This is a genomic window from Enterococcus sp. C65 (assembly GCF_040887165.1).
In the GTDB taxonomy this organism is placed as follows: Bacteria; Bacillota; Bacilli; order Lactobacillales; family Enterococcaceae; genus Enterococcus_B; species Enterococcus_B hirae.
In genome coordinates this window covers 82,830-97,293 of the sequence record NZ_JBFOFG010000002.1, presented here as the reverse complement: position 1 = coordinate 97,293, position 14,464 = coordinate 82,830, and the positions used below count along the sequence as shown (strand labels likewise).

The 14,464-nt window shown below is 39.6% G+C and carries 25 protein-coding genes; all 25 read right to left on the bottom strand.

Going from position 1 to position 14,464, the window contains the following annotated elements:
* Positions 1–12 precede the first annotated feature (12 nt).
* The 25 genes from rpsE to AB3I12_RS02455 all read right to left on the bottom strand — a co-directional run bounded on the left by rpsE (position 13) and on the right by AB3I12_RS02455 (position 14,289).
* Positions 13–513: a 30S ribosomal protein S5 gene (gene rpsE / locus AB3I12_RS02575; protein WP_002288681.1), complete on the bottom strand. Its 501-nt coding sequence runs from the start codon at positions 511–513 to the stop codon at positions 13–15.
* Between the two features lie 20 nt (positions 514–533).
* Positions 534–890 (bottom strand): 50S ribosomal protein L18, encoded by a 357-nt coding sequence (gene rplR / locus AB3I12_RS02570; protein WP_005880747.1) that lies wholly within the window; start codon positions 888–890, stop codon positions 534–536.
* A gap of 158 nt (positions 891–1,048) precedes the next feature.
* Positions 1,049–1,585, bottom strand: a complete 537-nt coding sequence (rplF, locus tag AB3I12_RS02565) for a 50S ribosomal protein L6 (RefSeq protein WP_010720442.1) — start codon at positions 1,583–1,585, stop codon at positions 1,049–1,051.
* Between the two features lie 31 nt (positions 1,586–1,616).
* Entirely contained in the window at positions 1,617–2,015 is a 399-nt protein-coding gene (rpsH, locus tag AB3I12_RS02560; protein WP_002288675.1) for a 30S ribosomal protein S8, read from the bottom strand.
* A gap of 36 nt (positions 2,016–2,051) precedes the next feature.
* Positions 2,052–2,237, bottom strand: a complete 186-nt coding sequence (locus AB3I12_RS02555) for a type Z 30S ribosomal protein S14 (RefSeq protein WP_002356214.1) — start codon at positions 2,235–2,237, stop codon at positions 2,052–2,054.
* An 18-nt stretch (positions 2,238–2,255) separates the two neighbouring features.
* Positions 2,256–2,795, bottom strand: coding sequence for a 50S ribosomal protein L5 (gene rplE / locus AB3I12_RS02550; RefSeq protein WP_002288671.1), 540 nt, complete (start codon positions 2,793–2,795; stop codon positions 2,256–2,258).
* Positions 2,796–2,820: 25 nt separating this feature from the next.
* A complete protein-coding gene (rplX, locus tag AB3I12_RS02545) occupies positions 2,821–3,132 on the bottom strand; it encodes a 50S ribosomal protein L24 (protein WP_010720443.1) in 312 nt (103 codons plus the stop codon).
* A gap of 36 nt (positions 3,133–3,168) precedes the next feature.
* Positions 3,169–3,537 carry a 50S ribosomal protein L14 gene (rplN, locus tag AB3I12_RS02540; protein WP_002288669.1) on the bottom strand — a complete coding sequence of 123 codons (369 nt, stop codon included), beginning with the start codon at positions 3,535–3,537 and terminating at the stop codon, positions 3,169–3,171.
* A 57-nt stretch (positions 3,538–3,594) separates the two neighbouring features.
* Positions 3,595–3,861, bottom strand: a complete 267-nt coding sequence (gene rpsQ / locus AB3I12_RS02535) for a 30S ribosomal protein S17 (RefSeq protein WP_010720444.1) — start codon at positions 3,859–3,861, stop codon at positions 3,595–3,597.
* A gap of 24 nt (positions 3,862–3,885) precedes the next feature.
* Complete coding sequence (gene rpmC / locus AB3I12_RS02530; RefSeq protein ID WP_002288664.1) at positions 3,886–4,074, bottom strand: 50S ribosomal protein L29; 189 nt, start codon at positions 4,072–4,074, stop codon at positions 3,886–3,888.
* Positions 4,064–4,498, bottom strand: a complete 435-nt coding sequence (gene rplP / locus AB3I12_RS02525; RefSeq protein ID WP_010720445.1) for a 50S ribosomal protein L16 — start codon at positions 4,496–4,498, stop codon at positions 4,064–4,066. The genes rpmC and rplP overlap by 11 nt, the downstream gene beginning before the upstream one ends.
* A gap of 2 nt (positions 4,499–4,500) precedes the next feature.
* The gene (gene rpsC / locus AB3I12_RS02520) at positions 4,501–5,157 is read right to left on the bottom strand and encodes a 30S ribosomal protein S3 (RefSeq protein WP_010720446.1); all 657 of its coding nucleotides are present in this window, start codon (positions 5,155–5,157) and stop codon (positions 4,501–4,503) included.
* A gap of 13 nt (positions 5,158–5,170) precedes the next feature.
* Positions 5,171–5,518, bottom strand: a complete 348-nt coding sequence (gene rplV, locus AB3I12_RS02515; protein WP_002288657.1) for a 50S ribosomal protein L22 — start codon at positions 5,516–5,518, stop codon at positions 5,171–5,173.
* Between the two features lie 21 nt (positions 5,519–5,539).
* A complete protein-coding gene (gene rpsS / locus AB3I12_RS02510; RefSeq protein ID WP_010720447.1) occupies positions 5,540–5,818 on the bottom strand; it encodes a 30S ribosomal protein S19 in 279 nt (92 codons plus the stop codon).
* A 42-nt stretch (positions 5,819–5,860) separates the two neighbouring features.
* The gene (gene rplB / locus AB3I12_RS02505) at positions 5,861–6,694 is read right to left on the bottom strand and encodes a 50S ribosomal protein L2 (protein WP_010720448.1); all 834 of its coding nucleotides are present in this window, start codon (positions 6,692–6,694) and stop codon (positions 5,861–5,863) included.
* 39 nt (positions 6,695–6,733) lie between these two features.
* Positions 6,734–7,024: a 50S ribosomal protein L23 gene (rplW, locus tag AB3I12_RS02500; protein ID WP_002290449.1), complete on the bottom strand. Its 291-nt coding sequence runs from the start codon at positions 7,022–7,024 to the stop codon at positions 6,734–6,736.
* Entirely contained in the window at positions 7,024–7,647 is a 624-nt protein-coding gene (rplD, locus tag AB3I12_RS02495; RefSeq protein WP_010720449.1) for a 50S ribosomal protein L4, read from the bottom strand. Before rplD ends, rplW begins: the two co-directional genes overlap by 1 nt.
* Positions 7,648–7,674: 27 nt before the next feature.
* Positions 7,675–8,304 (bottom strand): 50S ribosomal protein L3, encoded by a 630-nt coding sequence (rplC, locus tag AB3I12_RS02490; RefSeq protein WP_002290445.1) that lies wholly within the window; start codon positions 8,302–8,304, stop codon positions 7,675–7,677.
* Between the two features lie 30 nt (positions 8,305–8,334).
* Positions 8,335–8,643 (bottom strand): 30S ribosomal protein S10, encoded by a 309-nt coding sequence (gene rpsJ, locus AB3I12_RS02485; protein ID WP_010720450.1) that lies wholly within the window; start codon positions 8,641–8,643, stop codon positions 8,335–8,337.
* A gap of 459 nt (positions 8,644–9,102) precedes the next feature.
* A complete protein-coding gene (locus AB3I12_RS02480) occupies positions 9,103–10,002 on the bottom strand; it encodes a ketose-bisphosphate aldolase (protein WP_010720451.1) in 900 nt (299 codons plus the stop codon).
* Between the two features lie 18 nt (positions 10,003–10,020).
* Positions 10,021–10,872, bottom strand: coding sequence for a class II fructose-bisphosphate aldolase (locus tag AB3I12_RS02475; protein ID WP_010720452.1), 852 nt, complete (start codon positions 10,870–10,872; stop codon positions 10,021–10,023).
* Positions 10,873–10,896: 24 nt separating this feature from the next.
* On the bottom strand, positions 10,897–11,979 hold the full coding sequence (locus tag AB3I12_RS02470) for a PTS fructose transporter subunit IIC (protein WP_063626398.1): 1,083 nt from the start codon (positions 11,977–11,979) through the stop codon (positions 10,897–10,899).
* Positions 11,980–11,994: 15 nt separating this feature from the next.
* Positions 11,995–12,309 (bottom strand): PTS fructose transporter subunit IIB, encoded by a 315-nt coding sequence (locus tag AB3I12_RS02465; protein WP_010736797.1) that lies wholly within the window; start codon positions 12,307–12,309, stop codon positions 11,995–11,997.
* A gap of 20 nt (positions 12,310–12,329) precedes the next feature.
* Positions 12,330–12,818 carry a PTS sugar transporter subunit IIA gene (locus AB3I12_RS02460; protein WP_063626397.1) on the bottom strand — a complete coding sequence of 163 codons (489 nt, stop codon included), beginning with the start codon at positions 12,816–12,818 and terminating at the stop codon, positions 12,330–12,332.
* A gap of 1 nt (position 12,819) precedes the next feature.
* On the bottom strand, positions 12,820–14,289 hold the full coding sequence (locus tag AB3I12_RS02455; protein ID WP_063626396.1) for a PRD domain-containing protein: 1,470 nt from the start codon (positions 14,287–14,289) through the stop codon (positions 12,820–12,822).
* Between the last annotated feature and the right edge of the window lie 175 nt (positions 14,290–14,464).

Genomic DNA, 14,464 nt, shown 5'->3' with positions numbered 1-14,464 from the left:
TTTTTGTCCTCCTTATCCGATTAATTCTTCAACTGATTTGCCGCGAAGTTCTGCAACTTCTTCTGCACGTTTCAATTGTTTCAAACCTTCAACAGTTGCACGAACAACGTTGATTGGTGTATTTGAACCTAAAGATTTAGAAGTGATATCTGCTACCCCTGCTAATTCCAATACGGCACGAACTGGTCCACCAGCAGCAACCCCAGAACCTTCAACAGCAGGTTTCATTAGGATTCTACCACCACTAAAAGCACCGATGACTTCGTGTGGGATTGTTGAACCAACCATAGGTACTTCAACTAAGTTTTTCTTCGCATCTTCAATTGCTTTACGGATTGCTTCAGGTACTTCTTGTGCTTTACCAGTACCAAATCCTACATGTCCGTTTTTGTCACCGACAACAACTAAAGCAGCAAAACGTAGACGACGTCCACCTTTAACAACTTTTGTTACACGGTTAATTGCAACAACGCGGTCTTCTAATTCCAAATGTTTTGGATCGATATAAACCATGAATGGTATTCCTCCTTTTCCTAAAATTCTAGTCCATTTTCGCGAGCAGCTTCAGCTAAAGCTTGCACACGGCCATGGTAAAGGTATCCACCACGGTCAAAGACTACTACTTTAATGCCTTTTTCAGTTGCACGTTCAGCAACTAATTTACCGACAGCTTGTGCTGCTTCTGTTTTTGTTCCACCTGAAATTTCTTTATCCAAGGTAGAGGCACTTGCTAGCGTTACACCCGCTACGTCATCAATAATTTGAGCGTAGATGTTTTTGTTAGAACGAAAAACGTTCAAGCGTGGGCGCTCAGCAGTACCAGAGATATTGTTACGTACACGACGATGTCTTTTCTGACGTGTTTTGTTCTTATCTGGTTTTGTAATCACAATTGTCACCTCTTTAATTTTATTGTACTGCACTTAGGCAGAAACACCAAAGTCTCGAAAAATAGAAGCTGCGGCACAAGTTAAATTTCTTTTGAATGAAGGTAAACTTCTGCAAAATCCTTTTTTCCTGCTGCTGGCTTCTATGCAATTTTTCTAAACTATTTACCAGTTTTACCTTCTTTACGGCGTACATATTCGCCAACATAACGAATACCTTTACCTTTATAAGGTTCTGGAGGACGAGTTCCGCGAATGTTCGCAGCTAATTCGCCAACTTCTTCTTTGTTCGCACCTTTAACAATTACTTGTGTGTTAGCTGGTACTTCAACAGTTACGCCAGCTGGTGGTGTGATTTCTACTGGATGTGAGTAACCTACGTTCAAGACAAGTTTTGATCCTTGTAATTGCGCACGGTACCCAACCCCGATCAATTCTAATGCTTTTTGGAATCCTTCACTAACACCTACAACCATGTTGTTGAAGTTAGCACGAGTTGTTCCATGGATTGTTTTCATTTCTTTACTGTCATTTGGACGAGTGAAAGTCACTTCGTTTCCTTCGATATTCATTTTGATATCAGAAGAGAAAGTACGTGTTAATTCACCTTTAGGTCCTTTAACTGTAATGTTGTTTCCATCTTGAGTAACTGTTACTCCTTCAGGGATCACAACAACTTTATTTCCAATACGGCTCACTTAAAGACACCTCCTTGTAAATTCTAGTTGATTACCATACGTAAGCGATAACTTCGCCGCCGATATTTTTTTCACGAGCTTCTTTATCAGTAACAACACCTTCAGAAGTCGAAATGATTGCGATACCTAAACCGTTCAATACTTTTGGTACTTCGTCAGCTTTGACATAAGCACGCAAACCTGGTTTAGAGATACGTTTTAAGTTAGTGATAACACGTTCGCCGTTTTTACCAAATTTTAGGAAAACACGGATCACGCCTTGTTTGTCATCTTCGATATATTCAACATCACGAACGAAACCTTCACGTTTTAAGATTTCAGCGATGTCACGTTTAATTTTTGATGCAGGAACTTCTAAAGACTCATGTTTAACCATGTTTGCGTTACGGATACGAGTTAGAAAATCTGCAATTGGATCTGTCATGACCATTGATCTTTTACCTCCTTCTTATGCGAATTTACTTTTTTACCAGCTAGCTTTCTTCACGCCGGGAATTTGACCTTTATAGGCAAGTTCGCGGAAGCAAATACGGCAAAGATGGAACTTACGATAAACTGAATGTGGACGTCCGCAACGTTCGCAACGAGTGTAAGCTTGTGTTGAATGTTTTGCAGGGCGTTTGTTTTTAGCAATCATTGATTTTTTAGCCACGTAGTTCGCCTCCTTTAATTATTTTTGGAATGGCATGCCTAATTGTGTCAACAACTCACGAGATTCTTCATCTGAGTTAGCTGTCGTTACAATAACGATGTCCATACCACGTACTTTATCTACTAAATCGTAATCTACTTCTGGGAAGATCAATTGTTCTTTAATACCTAAAGTATAGTTTCCACGACCGTCAAAGGCTTTTTTACTTACACCATGGAAGTCACGTACACGTGGTAGAGAAACTGAAACCAATTTGTCTAGAAATTCGTACATTCTTTCTCCGCGCAAGGTAACTTTTGCCCCAATTGGCATTCCTTCACGTAAACGGAATCCAGCGATTGATTTTTTAGCTTTAGTAATCATTGGTTTTTGTCCAGTGATCAAAGTTAATTCTTCAACTGCTTTATCTAAGTTTTTAGCGTTTGATACCGCATCACCAACACCCATGTTGATGACGATTTTTTCAACTTTAGGTGTTTGCATAACAGAGCTATAGTTAAATTTTTCCATCAATGATGGAGTTACTTCTTTAAGATATTTTTCTTTTAGGCGGTTCATTCAGTAAGCCCCTCCTTCCTTAAACTTATTTATTATCTAAAACTTCACCGGTTTTTTTAGAAACGCGGACTTTTTTGCCATCTACTTCTTTGTAGCCAACTCGGCCAGCTACGCCAGTAGAGTCGATCACCATCACGTTAGAAACATGAATTGGTGCTTCCATCTCAACAATTCCACCTTGAGGAGCAGCTTGAGAAGGTTTTTGGTGTTTTTTAACAACATTCACACCTTCGACAATGACTTTATCTTTTTTCGGAAACGCTGCTAATACAACGCCTTCTTTATTTTTGTCTTTTCCAGTGATAACTTTAACTTTATCGCCTTTTTTAACAAACATAACTGTTTCGCACCTCCTTTGATAAGTGTCTCAAGATTATAAAACTTCTGGTGCTAGTGAAACGATCTTCATGAAGTTGTTTTCACGTAGTTCACGTGCAACCGGCCCAAAGATACGCGTTCCACGAGGGCTTTTATCATCACGAATAATCACTGCAGCATTTTCATCAAATTTAATATATGAACCGTCTGTACGACGAGCTCCTGATTTTGTTCGAACGATAACGGCTTTTACGACGTCACCTTTTTTGACAACCCCACCTGGCGTTGCTTGTTTAACCGTAGCAACGATCACATCACCGATGTTAGCAGTTTTACGACCAGAACCACCAAGGACTTTGATCGTCAAAATTTCACGTGCGCCTGAATTATCAGCGACTTTTAAACGACTTTCTGCTTGGATCACGTTGTGTATCCTCCTTTCAGATTTTGCATTCAATCTATATAGGAAAATCTCGTGTTATTAGATAATAACTGCTTCTTCGACTACTTCCAACAAACGGAAACGTTTTGTAGCTGATAATGGACGAGTTTCCATAATTTTCACGATGTCGCCAACTTTAGCTGTGTTGTTTTCATCATGCACTTTGTATTTCTTAGAATAGTTCATGCGTTTGCCATAGATAGGGTGGTTTTTCTTTGTTTCAACAGAAACTGTAATGGTTTTATCCATTTTGTCAGATACCACGCGACCTTGATAAACTTTGCGTTGATTTCTTTCTTCAGTCATACGCTTAATGGCCTCCTTCCATAATTACTTAGCTTGTTCACGCAATACAGTTTTGATGCGTGCAATCGATTTACGTACTTCTTTAATACGTGCAGTGTTTTCTAATTGACCTGTTGCTAATTGGAATCTAAGATTAAACAATTCTTCTTTTAATTGTTTTTCTTGATCAAGCATTTCGGCAGTGGTTAATTCTCTGATTTCTTTAACCTTCATTCGATTCACCACCCATTTCCTCACGTTTTACGATCTTAGTTTTCATTGGTAATTTGTGAGAAGCTAGACGTAACGCTTCACGAGCCACTTCTTCAGACACGCCTGCAATTTCAAACATGATTTTACCACGTTTTACTGGTGCAACCCATCCTTCAGGTGCCCCTTTACCAGAACCCATACGTACCCCAATTGCTTTGGCAGTATAAGATTTGTGAGGGAAAATTTTAATCCATACTTTCCCACCACGTTTCATGTAACGAGTCATTGCGATACGAGCAGCTTCGATTTGGCGGTTAGTGATCCAATGTGAATCAACAGCTTGCAAACCGTATTCACCGAATGCTACTTCTTTACCACCTTTGGCTTCCCCGCGCATTTTTCCGCGGAATTCACGACGGTGTTTTACACGTTTAGGTACTAACATGATTATTTCCCTCCTTTCTCAGTGTTTTTTTTAGTTGGAAGAATTTCTCCACGATAGATCCACACTTTAACTCCTAGTTTTCCGTATGTTGTATCTGCTTCTTCCCATGCGTAATCAATATCCGCACGTAATGTGTGAAGAGGAACAGTTCCTTCTGAGTATCCTTCTGAACGAGCGATGTCCGCACCGTTTAGACGTCCAGATACTTGAGTTTTGATCCCTTTAGCGCCAGCACGCATTGAACGTTGGATGGCTTGTTTTTGAGCGCGACGGAAAGCAACACGATTTTCTAATTGACGTGCGATTCCTTCACCTACTAATTTTGCATCTAGATCTGGTTTTTTGATTTCCACGATGTTGATATGGATTCTTTTACCAGTTAATTTATTTAATTCTTTTCTTAGGTTTTCGACTTCAGATCCGCCTTTACCAATAACCATACCTGGTTTTGCTGTGTGAATTGAAATGTTAACACGGCCTGTAGCACGTTCGATTTCAATTGTTGATACAGCAGCATCAGCAAGTTTAGTTGAAATAAATTTACGGATTCTTAAATCTTCGTGTAAGAACTCTGCATACTCTTTTTCAGCATACCATTTAGCATCCCAGTCGCGGATGATGCCTACACGCATTCCAATTGGATGTACTTTTTGACCCACTGATTATCCCTCCTTATTTTTCTGATACGACTACCGTGATATGACTTGTACGTTTGTTGATTGGAGAAGCTGATCCTTTTGCACGTGGACGGAAACGTTTCATTGTTGGTCCTTCGTTAACAAATGCTTCAGATACTACCAAGTTTTCAACATCTAAGTCAAAATTGTTTTCTGCATTCGCAACTGCTGACATCAATACTTTTTCAATGATTCCAGCAGATTTGTTTGGTGTGAATTTCAAGATTGAAATTGCATCCGCAACACTTTTACCTCTGATAAGGTCAATTACTAAACGGGCTTTTCGAGGTGAAGTGCGAACTGTTTTTGCAGTTGCTTTAGCTGATGTGATTTGTTCTGCCATTTGGTTTTATCCTCCCCTCAATTAGCGTTTCGTTTTCTTATCGTCTGCAGCATGGCCACGATAAGTTCTTGTTGGTGCGAATTCACCTAGTTTGTGTCCTACCATATCTTCTTGGATGTAAACTGGTACGTGTTTACGTCCATCGTATACTGCGATGGTATATCCAACAAAACTTGGGAAAATGGTCGAACGACGAGACCAAGTTTTGATAACTTTTTTCTTTTCAACCCCTGCTTGAGCTTCAACTTTGTTCATTAAATGCTCATCAACGAAAGGTCCTTTCTTTAAACTACGACCCATGGTGAACCTCCTCTCAAAATGTGCGACACATGGTCAAAGAAATTATTTATTTTTACGACGACGAACAATAAGTTTGTCTGATTTAGCTTTTTTATCACGAGTTTTGTAACCAAGTGCTGGTTGTCCCCAAGGAGAAACTGGTGCTTTACGTCCGATAGGAGCTTTACCTTCACCACCACCGTGTGGGTGATCGTTAGGGTTCATTACGCTACCACGTACAGTTGGGCGTTTACGCATCCAACGAGAGCGTCCAGCTTTACCGATGTTGATCAATTCGTGTTGTTCGTTACCTACTGAACCGATTGTTGCACGGCAAGCAGCTAAGATCATACGAACTTCACCAGAGTTTAAGCGGATCAATACGTATTTGCCTTCTTTACCAAGTACTTGAGCACTTGTACCAGCAGAACGGATTAATTGTCCACCTTTACCAGGTTTCATTTCAATATTGTGGATAACAGTACCAACTGGAATGTTTTCTAAAGGAAGAGCATTTCCGACTTTGATATCTGCATCTGGACCTGAAACAAGTTTCATTCCAACTTGTAGTCCTTTTGGTGCTAAGATGTAAGCTTTCACTCCATCTTCATAGTGTACTAACGCGATGTTAGCTGAACGGTTTGGATCGTATTCGATCGTTTGAACAGTTGCAACAACGTTATCTTTGTTACGTTTGAAGTCGATCACGCGATATTGGCGTTTGTGTCCGCCGCCTTGGTGACGTACAGTGATGCGGCCGTTATTGTTACGTCCAGCATGGTTTTTCAATGGTTGTAACAATGATTTTTCAGGTGTTGATGTTGTGATTTCAGCAAAATCAGAACCTGTCATGTTACGACGACCATTTGAGGTAGGTTTGTACTTTTTAATCGCCACGTTTTTCCCTCCTAATTTAATGAGTTATCTAGTAAGTGCTTATTCAGCAGCTTCGAATAATTGGATTTCTTTTGAATCTTCAGTCAATGTAACGATCGCTTTGCGACGTTTTTTTGTATATCCTGCATATTTGCCCATACGTTTGAATTTCGCACGTACGTTCACGATGTTCACGTTTTTAACTTTTACGTCAAAAGCAGCTTCAACCGCTTGTTTTACTAAAGTTTTGTTTGCACGAGTGTCCACTTCAAAAGTATATTTCTTGTCATCCATGGCAAGCATTGATTTTTCAGTGATCACTGGGCGTTTGATTACGTCTAGTAAGTTCATTATGCAAGCACCTCCTCAATTTGAGTAAGAGCAGTTTGTGTTGCTAACACTTTTGTATTTGAAACAACATCTAGAACACTTACGTTATCAGAAGTTACTACAGTTACGTTTGGTAAGTTACGTGCTGATAAAGCAGCAAAGTCGTTACCATTCTCTAGAACAACCAATACTTTAGAGTCAATAGATAAGTTAGCAAGAACTTGTTTAAATTCTTTTGTTTTTGGTGCATCGAAGCTTAATCCTTCAATTGCTACCAAGTTGTTTTCAGCAACTTTTTCTGACAATACAGATTTCATTGCTAAACGACGAACTTTTTTAGGAAGTTTGTAGCTGTAAGAACGTGGTGTTGGTCCAAAGACTACGCCACCTCCACGCCATTGTGGTGAGCGGATTGATCCTTGACGAGCACGACCAGTTCCTTTTTGACGCCATGGTTTACGTCCACCGCCTCGAACAGCACTACGGTTTTTAACCGCATGTGTTCCTTGTCTTAATGACGCACGTTGCATAACGATTGCATCGTAAACAACACTTTCATTTGGTTCAATTCCGAAGATTTCTTCGTTAAGTGTGATTTCACCGTTTTGGCTTCCATCTTGTTTGAATAATGCTACATTCGGCATTCCTTAGTTCCTCCTTTCTTCCTACTATTATTTAGCTTTCACAGCTGATTTGATAGTGATTAATGATTTTTTAGCTCCAGGAACATTTCCTTTAATTAAGATAACGTTTCTTTCTGCATCAACGCGGACAACTTCCAAGTTTTGGATTGTTACGCGGTTGCCACCCATACGGCCAGCAAGACGTTTGTTTTTGAATACACGGTTAGGTGCAACTGGACCCATTGACCCAGGACGACGATGGTAGCGAGAACCGTGAGCCATTGGTCCGCGGCTTTGGCCGTGACGTTTGATAACCCCTTGGAATCCTTTACCTTTCGTAGTACCTGTTACATCAATAATGTCTCCTGCTTGGAAAACATCTACTGTAATTTCTTTTCCTACTTCATATTCTCCTAGCTCAACATTTTTGAATTCACGAATGAAGCGCTTAGGAGCCGTGTTTGCTTTTGCAACATGACCTTTCGCAGGTTTGTTTGATAAAACTTCACGCATATCTTGGTAACCAACTTGAATAGCTTCGTAGCCATCAGTTTCCATTGTTTTCACTTGTAGCACTACGTTTGGAGTAGCTTCTACAACAGTTACTGGAATTAATTCGCCAGATTCAGTGAAGATTTGTGTCATTCCCACTTTTTTCCCTAAGATTCCTTTGGTCATGAGTACACCTCCATTAATTTTATTTTAATATTATAGTTTGATTTCGATGTTAACACCAGATGGTAAGTCTAGCTTCATCAAAGCATCAACAGTTTTTGGTGTTGGGTTCACAATGTCGATAAGACGTTTGTGTGTACGCATTTCGAATTGTTCGCGTGAATCTTTGTATTTGTGAGTCGCACGAATAACTGTGTAAAGACTGCGTTCAGTTGGTAATGGAATTGGACCAGACACGCTAGCTCCAGTTCTTTTTGCAGTTTCCACGATTTTATCCGCCGCTTGATCTAAAATACGGTGTTCATACGCTTTTAAACGGATACGAATTTTTTGTTTTGCCATCTTGTTCCCTCCTTCGCCTATTTTGAAAAGTAGACATAGCTCCACGAAAATTTCCGTCACGCTCGTTCGTGGCAAAGCGTCCGGGCGTGTCGCAACCTCTCGTTTCTTAGCCGACGAAATCCTATAGATCACGTCTGTGACATTTACGTTTAGGTAAACGCACCTTTGTAATTATAATATATCTAAATCCACAAAGCAAGGCTTTTTTCCTGTAAAAAACAATTTGTTTTCATAAGTTTTCATTTAGATAACTTTAGATGCCTCTTATCCTTAAATGTCACATTTTATTTCTACTAAACTTCCTTCCTATAGTAGTTCGCCTATCTTCAGTTATTCAAAAAAACCGCAGAACCCCCAATCATGTTGGTTTCTACGGTTTTTTATTCTATTAACTATCGGAAGTGATAGACGATCTAAGCCATACACTTTTCTTGAAAAACAAAGTTTGGATTATTTTTTTTAGTTCTGTTCTTGTCGCCAAGGTTGAATATTCGCTTGACGATAGACTTTTGCTTGGTTGATTGAATGGAAGAGTTCCATCTTTTGCTTCACCACTTCTTTTGCTGCTGCGATACATTCAGGATAAATGGCATTTGGGTCCCATAGCTCTGTTGTAGCTAAGATCTCACGACACTTTTTATAAAAAGCATATTTATAGTCGGATGAAATATTGACTTTCTGAATACCGATTTGCACTGCTTTTGCAATTTCTTCGTCTGGATTAGCAGATCCTCCATGTAAAACTAGCGGAATGGCTACTTTTTCTTTAATACTTGTTAAAACATCCATTTTCAATGCTGGCTTGACATCTTTTGGATAGATACCATGAGCGGTTCCGATTGCCACCGCTAACGAATCGATTCCTGTACGTTCCACAAATTCCTGTGCATCTTCCGGCTTCGTATAAATGACTTCCGATACACCGCCTTCTACTGAAGTACCCGTGTTACCAATCGTTCCTAGTTCGCCTTCAACCGAAACCCCGATCTTATGGCAAACATCTACCACTTCTTTTGTTAGTGCAATATTTTCTTCAAATGGCAACAAGGATCCGTCGATCATAACTGAACTAAACCCACAATGAATCCCTCGCATGATACTTGCTAAGCTATCGCCATGATCCATATGGATAACGAAAGGCACAGCGCTGTTTTTCGCTCGGCTCACTGCATATTGGAAAAACTCATCTTTGGTAAAGTCTAATTCTGTCGGATGGACTGCAATGATTGCGGGTGCATCATTTTCTTCTGCCGCCTCAATGACTACTCGTAAAAAGTTGCTGTCAGCAACGTTAAACGCCCCTACTGCAAAATGATTTTCCTTGGCAATTTCTAACATTTGATTCATATTGATTAACATCGTCTATTTTCTCCATTTCTATGATTTATTGGTTGAACCTGATAGTTGAATGTATTGCTGAACTAACTCTTTTCCTGCTATGACTGTTTGTTGGATGAGAGTGGGGTATTCGATCGTTGGCTCCTGTTGTAGAAGCTGTTGGCATCTTTGTTGTTGCGCCTTCATAAAATCAGAACCAACATTGATCTTATTGATCCCTAACTCAATGGATTGGCGAATGTTGTCTTTTCCCGCTCCTGACCCCCCATGTAAAACTAACGGAAGTTGAGTCTTCTCTTTTATTTCTTGGACAATATCGAAACGAAAACGTGGTTTGTACCCTTTAGGATAATCTCCGTGACTGGAGCCATAGGAAATCGCTAAGCAGTCCACACCCGTTTCATTGATCAATCGGATTGCTTCTGCTGGGTCCGTACACATGGCATCATCTGTAAAATGGTCGCCTGTGACTGCCCCCATATTTCCTACTTCTGCTTCTACGCTCGCATCATACGTTTGGGCAAATTGAACCATCGCTCTCGTTATTTCGATATTCTGATCCAAGGGATACATCGAAGCATCCATCATGACGCTGGAAAATCCTTCTTGTAAGCACTGTTTGACAAATGCGATGTCTTGACCATGATCTAGATTAATCGCTACTTCGACTTTGGCATCCTGTGCCATACGGATGATGGGCTTCGTTAAATAATGATAATTGATGTGTTGCTTTAAGTGATCTTGCAATAAATCTATGATGATCGGCGCATGTAATTCCTCAGCAGCTTGGATCGTTGCTTTAGCTGTTTCTAGATTAAAGCAATTGATCGCCATGACAGCATAGTTTTCTTGATTTGCTTTTTTGAGCATCTCTTTCATTGACACATACATATCAAATCCTTCTCCCTACAGTTTTTAAGATAATTTAATAGAAGAAAAATCTACTTCTTCCTCTTCTTCCTCTACGACAGGATGTTCAGCTGGCGCCTTTTTCAAAACAAACAATAGAATGCCGGTAACTGCAGAACCAATCAATAAGGCAAAAGTAAACTTCAACGGATCCGTCATTGCTGGGATAATAAAGACCCCACCAGAAGGAACTGGTGACCCAATTCCCCACGACATACTCAAACCTCCGCCAATCGCTGCACCAGCTGTACACGAAATGATCACACGAAGCGGATCAACTGCCGCTAAGGGGATAACGCCTTCCGTAATCATGCAAAGTCCCATCGGAAAAGCAATCTTAATGTTGTTTTCTTCTTCTTTTGAATATTTTGTTTGCCGAAATAACTTAGATAAAACCCATGAAATGGTGACACCGAAAGGCGGAACCATTGACGCTAACACTTTCACAGCTTCTGGTTCTTGCACACCTTCCAAAAGCATCCCATCAGCAAACAATGAGGCTACCTTATTGACTGGTCCACCAAAATCAAAGGCAGCCATCCCACCGACAATTGACCCAAAGAGGAATTTTCCAGAACCTTGTAGTCCTTGTAAAAAATCGGTCATCGCTTCTGTTGCCCAAACAATCGGCACACCTACCACGAAAAACATCAATAAACCGATACTAAGGGTCGCTAACAGTGGGATGATCATCATCGACATCAATCCTTGTGCCCACTTAGGAACTTTGAGATATTTCACCAATAACAGGACAAAGAACCCCACCAAGTAACCGCCTAACATACCACCTAAAAAACCTGCGCCAATGGCATTTGCAATTAACCCCATAAACAAACCTGGACCAATCCCTGGGCGATCGGCAATGGAATAGGCAATCGCTGCAGAAATCACTGGAGCCAATAATCCCATGCCCAAAACCCCTAGAGAAACTAAGGCATCGGGTACAGAATAAGACGTTTGATAATCATTGATGACTTGCCCACCTGTTAAATTCCCAATAGCGATCAAGAGTCCAGCGGTCACAACAACTGGTAACATGTATGAAATAGCTGTCAGTGCATGCTTTTTTAATTGTAGTTGACGAAGCATCCAATTCCTCTCCTTTTATGTTTTACTGAGTTCTTCTTCAATTTTAGTAATCAACCCTTTCGGTGCTTTAATGACCATGTTCGTAGGAATCTCAATCACTTTTTTTCCTTCGAACCGCTCCTTTCCACCAATTTTGATATCTGCTGCAATAATGACGACATCTGCCTGCTTGATCTCCTCCTTCGATAACTCGTCTTCTGTACCAATTGTTCCTTGTGTTTCGATGTGCACTTCATGTCCTAATGCTTTTGCTGCTTTTTCTAATTTTTGTTTGGCAATATACGTATGTGCAATTCCTGAAGTACAGGCTGCTACTCCGACGATCTTCATTTTTTCTTCCTCCTTTTCTTTTAGACAGTTGGTTCTTTTGCTAATAGTTCCATTAATTCTGCTTTACTAGTTGCCTGATTCATTTTTTCGATAATGGTATCTTCTGCTAATAACATTGCTACTTTTTGTAACAATTTGATATGAACAGTATTGGCATCTGTATCTTTTACTGCAAATAAGATAATGACCTTTACAGGCTGCTCATCTAATGATTCCCAAGGGATCGGGGTCTCGACTTTACCCACAACCAAAGAAGTCTGAATGACACTCGCTGATTTTCCGTGGGGAATCGCCACACCGTTTCCAATCCCTGTGATTCCTTCTTTCTCCCGTTGAAAGACATCTGATGAAAAATCACCAACATCTTTGATAATGCCGTTTTCTTTTAGTAATTCACTTAATTCGAGAATCGCTTCTTTTTTTGTTTTCGCTTTCATTTCTAAACGTATCAGTTTTTCTGTAATCACATTTGCGATACTAAATTCTGACGTTACCTGTTTTGTAACCATTTCACATCTCTCCTAACATTTGCTTCACACGTTTTTCGTCTTGCTTGGTAAATACTGAGTTTACTAATATCGTGGGAATCTTCGGTGGCTCATTCAAACAAACCGTTGTTAAAATCAAATCGATCTTACTAAATTCCGCTTGGTTTTTCTGGTACTGCCGAGAAGATAAAACAGCAATAATCTCTAATTCAGGAAAGGCTTTTTTTACTTTGACTTTCAATAGTTCTGAAGTTCCAACACCACTACTACACATGATCAATACACGTTTTTTTATTGGGGCTAACTCTTTGTATCTCACAAAGTATAATGTTAAAAATCCAATTTCATCTTTGGATATATGGTTTGTATGAAATTTTTTTTGGACCATTTTACTGACAAATTCTACTAATTGAAACGTTTCCTGGTACTCTAATTCAATGTCGTGCAACAAATCATTTTTGATTGTGATCTCATGTTTTAATCGATACAATAGCGGCTGAATGTGACTATACAAATCATGTCGGTTTCGTTCTTGATCAATCGCCACTCCCATGAGCCGGCTCATCGTAGCAGAAAAAAAACGGGTGATTTCTTCAGCTTCATTTGAGATATTTTGATGTTTAATCGAACCATTTTCGATCCTGGAGGAAATCAAGTATTGAAAAAGATAAAAAGTTTCACTTTCAGGGAGAGTCGTATTTAAATATTGACCTAATTTGAGCATGACTTGCTTTGATAGTTGGTACAGTTCCTGGTTATAATGGATCAGCGCCTGATCTTCTTCATCTAAATCCCACGTATCTTCTTCTAGATACACGACCCCTTCACGGAAGCGTTTGACTAAGATATAAATATGAGAAAAAATATTCATTGCATATGGATAGGCAATTCGGCTGACTAGTTTTTGTTCGATAAACTCAACGATCGAAGTAATAAAATTGATATCAAATGAGCTGATCATTGGGTGACTAGGAACCACTTTTTTATCTTCCAATAAATGGATACTTAATAGCATATTCACTACTTTACGAATATGTTTTTCTGTTCCTTCGATACCAATTCGGGTACCCTGGCGTTTAAGTTGGAGGTGGTTTTTCATTAAAAATAAACTGATCTTAGCCAAATCATTACTAATTACCGGATCACTCACATAATACGGATGGAACAATTCATTGATTAATAACTTCTTGGGTGCCTTAAACAACAAATTAAGCAAAATCGCATTTCTTCTTTCCAAAGGTCCTTGACTCGTTCGACTTTCATTATGCGTTGCACTCACATTTAAATATTTATCGTAGTCTAACCGAAATCCTTTGCCTGCCTCTGCCAAAATGATTTCCCCGTTTTCAGACACATCATTTATCTTTTTAATCGTACGGTAGACCGTTTTCGTAGAAACATGGGCAAATTCAGCTAACTCCTGAGCTGTAAGGGATAAGCCATGTTTAACAAAGTATTCGACCATTTCTTTCTCTCTTTTGCTTAGCTGCATTTGTTCAACCTCCTTGTTTATACTATAACGGAATTTTCTGACAACTCATTTTTTGTTCTGTCCATTACTCTGGACATTTTTAAAAGCGTTTACAAAAAATGTATCAAAAAAGACAAAAAAACACCGAAGCAGGCAAAGACCTGTCTTCGATGTTTTACACGATACATCAGATTAA

What these genes read in the sequence shown, in the direction of transcription:
- AB3I12_RS02460 (WP_063626397.1), bottom strand. Translation starts at nt 12,818, where the DNA reads ATGGTTACAAAACAGGTAACGTCAGAATTTAGTATCGCAAATGTGATT.
- rpsH (WP_002288675.1), bottom strand. Translation starts at nt 2,015, where the DNA reads ATGGTCATGACAGATCCAATTGCAGATTTTCTAACTCGTATCCGTAAC.
- AB3I12_RS02470 (WP_063626398.1), bottom strand. Translation starts at nt 11,979, where the DNA reads ATGCTTCGTCAACTACAATTAAAAAAGCATGCACTGACAGCTATTTCA.
- rplV (WP_002288657.1), bottom strand. Translation starts at nt 5,518, where the DNA reads ATGGCAGAACAAATCACATCAGCTAAAGCAACTGCAAAAACAGTTCGC.
- rpsQ (WP_010720444.1), bottom strand. Translation starts at nt 3,861, where the DNA reads ATGACTGAAGAAAGAAATCAACGCAAAGTTTATCAAGGTCGCGTGGTA.
- rpsS (WP_010720447.1), bottom strand. Translation starts at nt 5,818, where the DNA reads ATGGGTCGTAGTTTAAAGAAAGGACCTTTCGTTGATGAGCATTTAATG.
- rplE (WP_002288671.1), bottom strand. Translation starts at nt 2,795, where the DNA reads ATGAACCGCCTAAAAGAAAAATATCTTAAAGAAGTAACTCCATCATTG.
- rplX (WP_010720443.1), bottom strand. Translation starts at nt 3,132, where the DNA reads ATGTTTGTTAAAAAAGGCGATAAAGTTAAAGTTATCACTGGAAAAGAC.
- AB3I12_RS02480 (WP_010720451.1), bottom strand. Translation starts at nt 10,002, where the DNA reads ATGTTAATCAATATGAATCAAATGTTAGAAATTGCCAAGGAAAATCAT.
- rpmC (WP_002288664.1), bottom strand. Translation starts at nt 4,074, where the DNA reads ATGAAGGTTAAAGAAATCAGAGAATTAACCACTGCCGAAATGCTTGAT.
- AB3I12_RS02475 (WP_010720452.1), bottom strand. Translation starts at nt 10,872, where the DNA reads ATGTATGTGTCAATGAAAGAGATGCTCAAAAAAGCAAATCAAGAAAAC.
- rpsJ (WP_010720450.1), bottom strand. Translation starts at nt 8,643, where the DNA reads ATGGCAAAACAAAAAATTCGTATCCGTTTAAAAGCGTATGAACACCGT.
- rplW (WP_002290449.1), bottom strand. Translation starts at nt 7,024, where the DNA reads ATGAACTTACTAGACGTAATCAAACGCCCAGTGATCACTGAAAAATCA.
- rplD (WP_010720449.1), bottom strand. Translation starts at nt 7,647, where the DNA reads ATGCCGAATGTAGCATTATTCAAACAAGATGGAAGCCAAAACGGTGAA.
- rplP (WP_010720445.1), bottom strand. Translation starts at nt 4,498, where the DNA reads ATGTTAGTACCTAAACGTGTAAAACACCGTCGTGAATTCCGCGGAAAA.
- rpsE (WP_002288681.1), bottom strand. Translation starts at nt 513, where the DNA reads ATGGTTTATATCGATCCAAAACATTTGGAATTAGAAGACCGCGTTGTT.
- rplC (WP_002290445.1), bottom strand. Translation starts at nt 8,304, where the DNA reads ATGACCAAAGGAATCTTAGGGAAAAAAGTGGGAATGACACAAATCTTC.
- AB3I12_RS02465 (WP_010736797.1), bottom strand. Translation starts at nt 12,309, where the DNA reads ATGAAGATCGTCGGAGTAGCAGCCTGTACTTCAGGAATTGCACATACG.
- AB3I12_RS02455 (WP_063626396.1), bottom strand. Translation starts at nt 14,289, where the DNA reads ATGCAGCTAAGCAAAAGAGAGAAAGAAATGGTCGAATACTTTGTTAAA.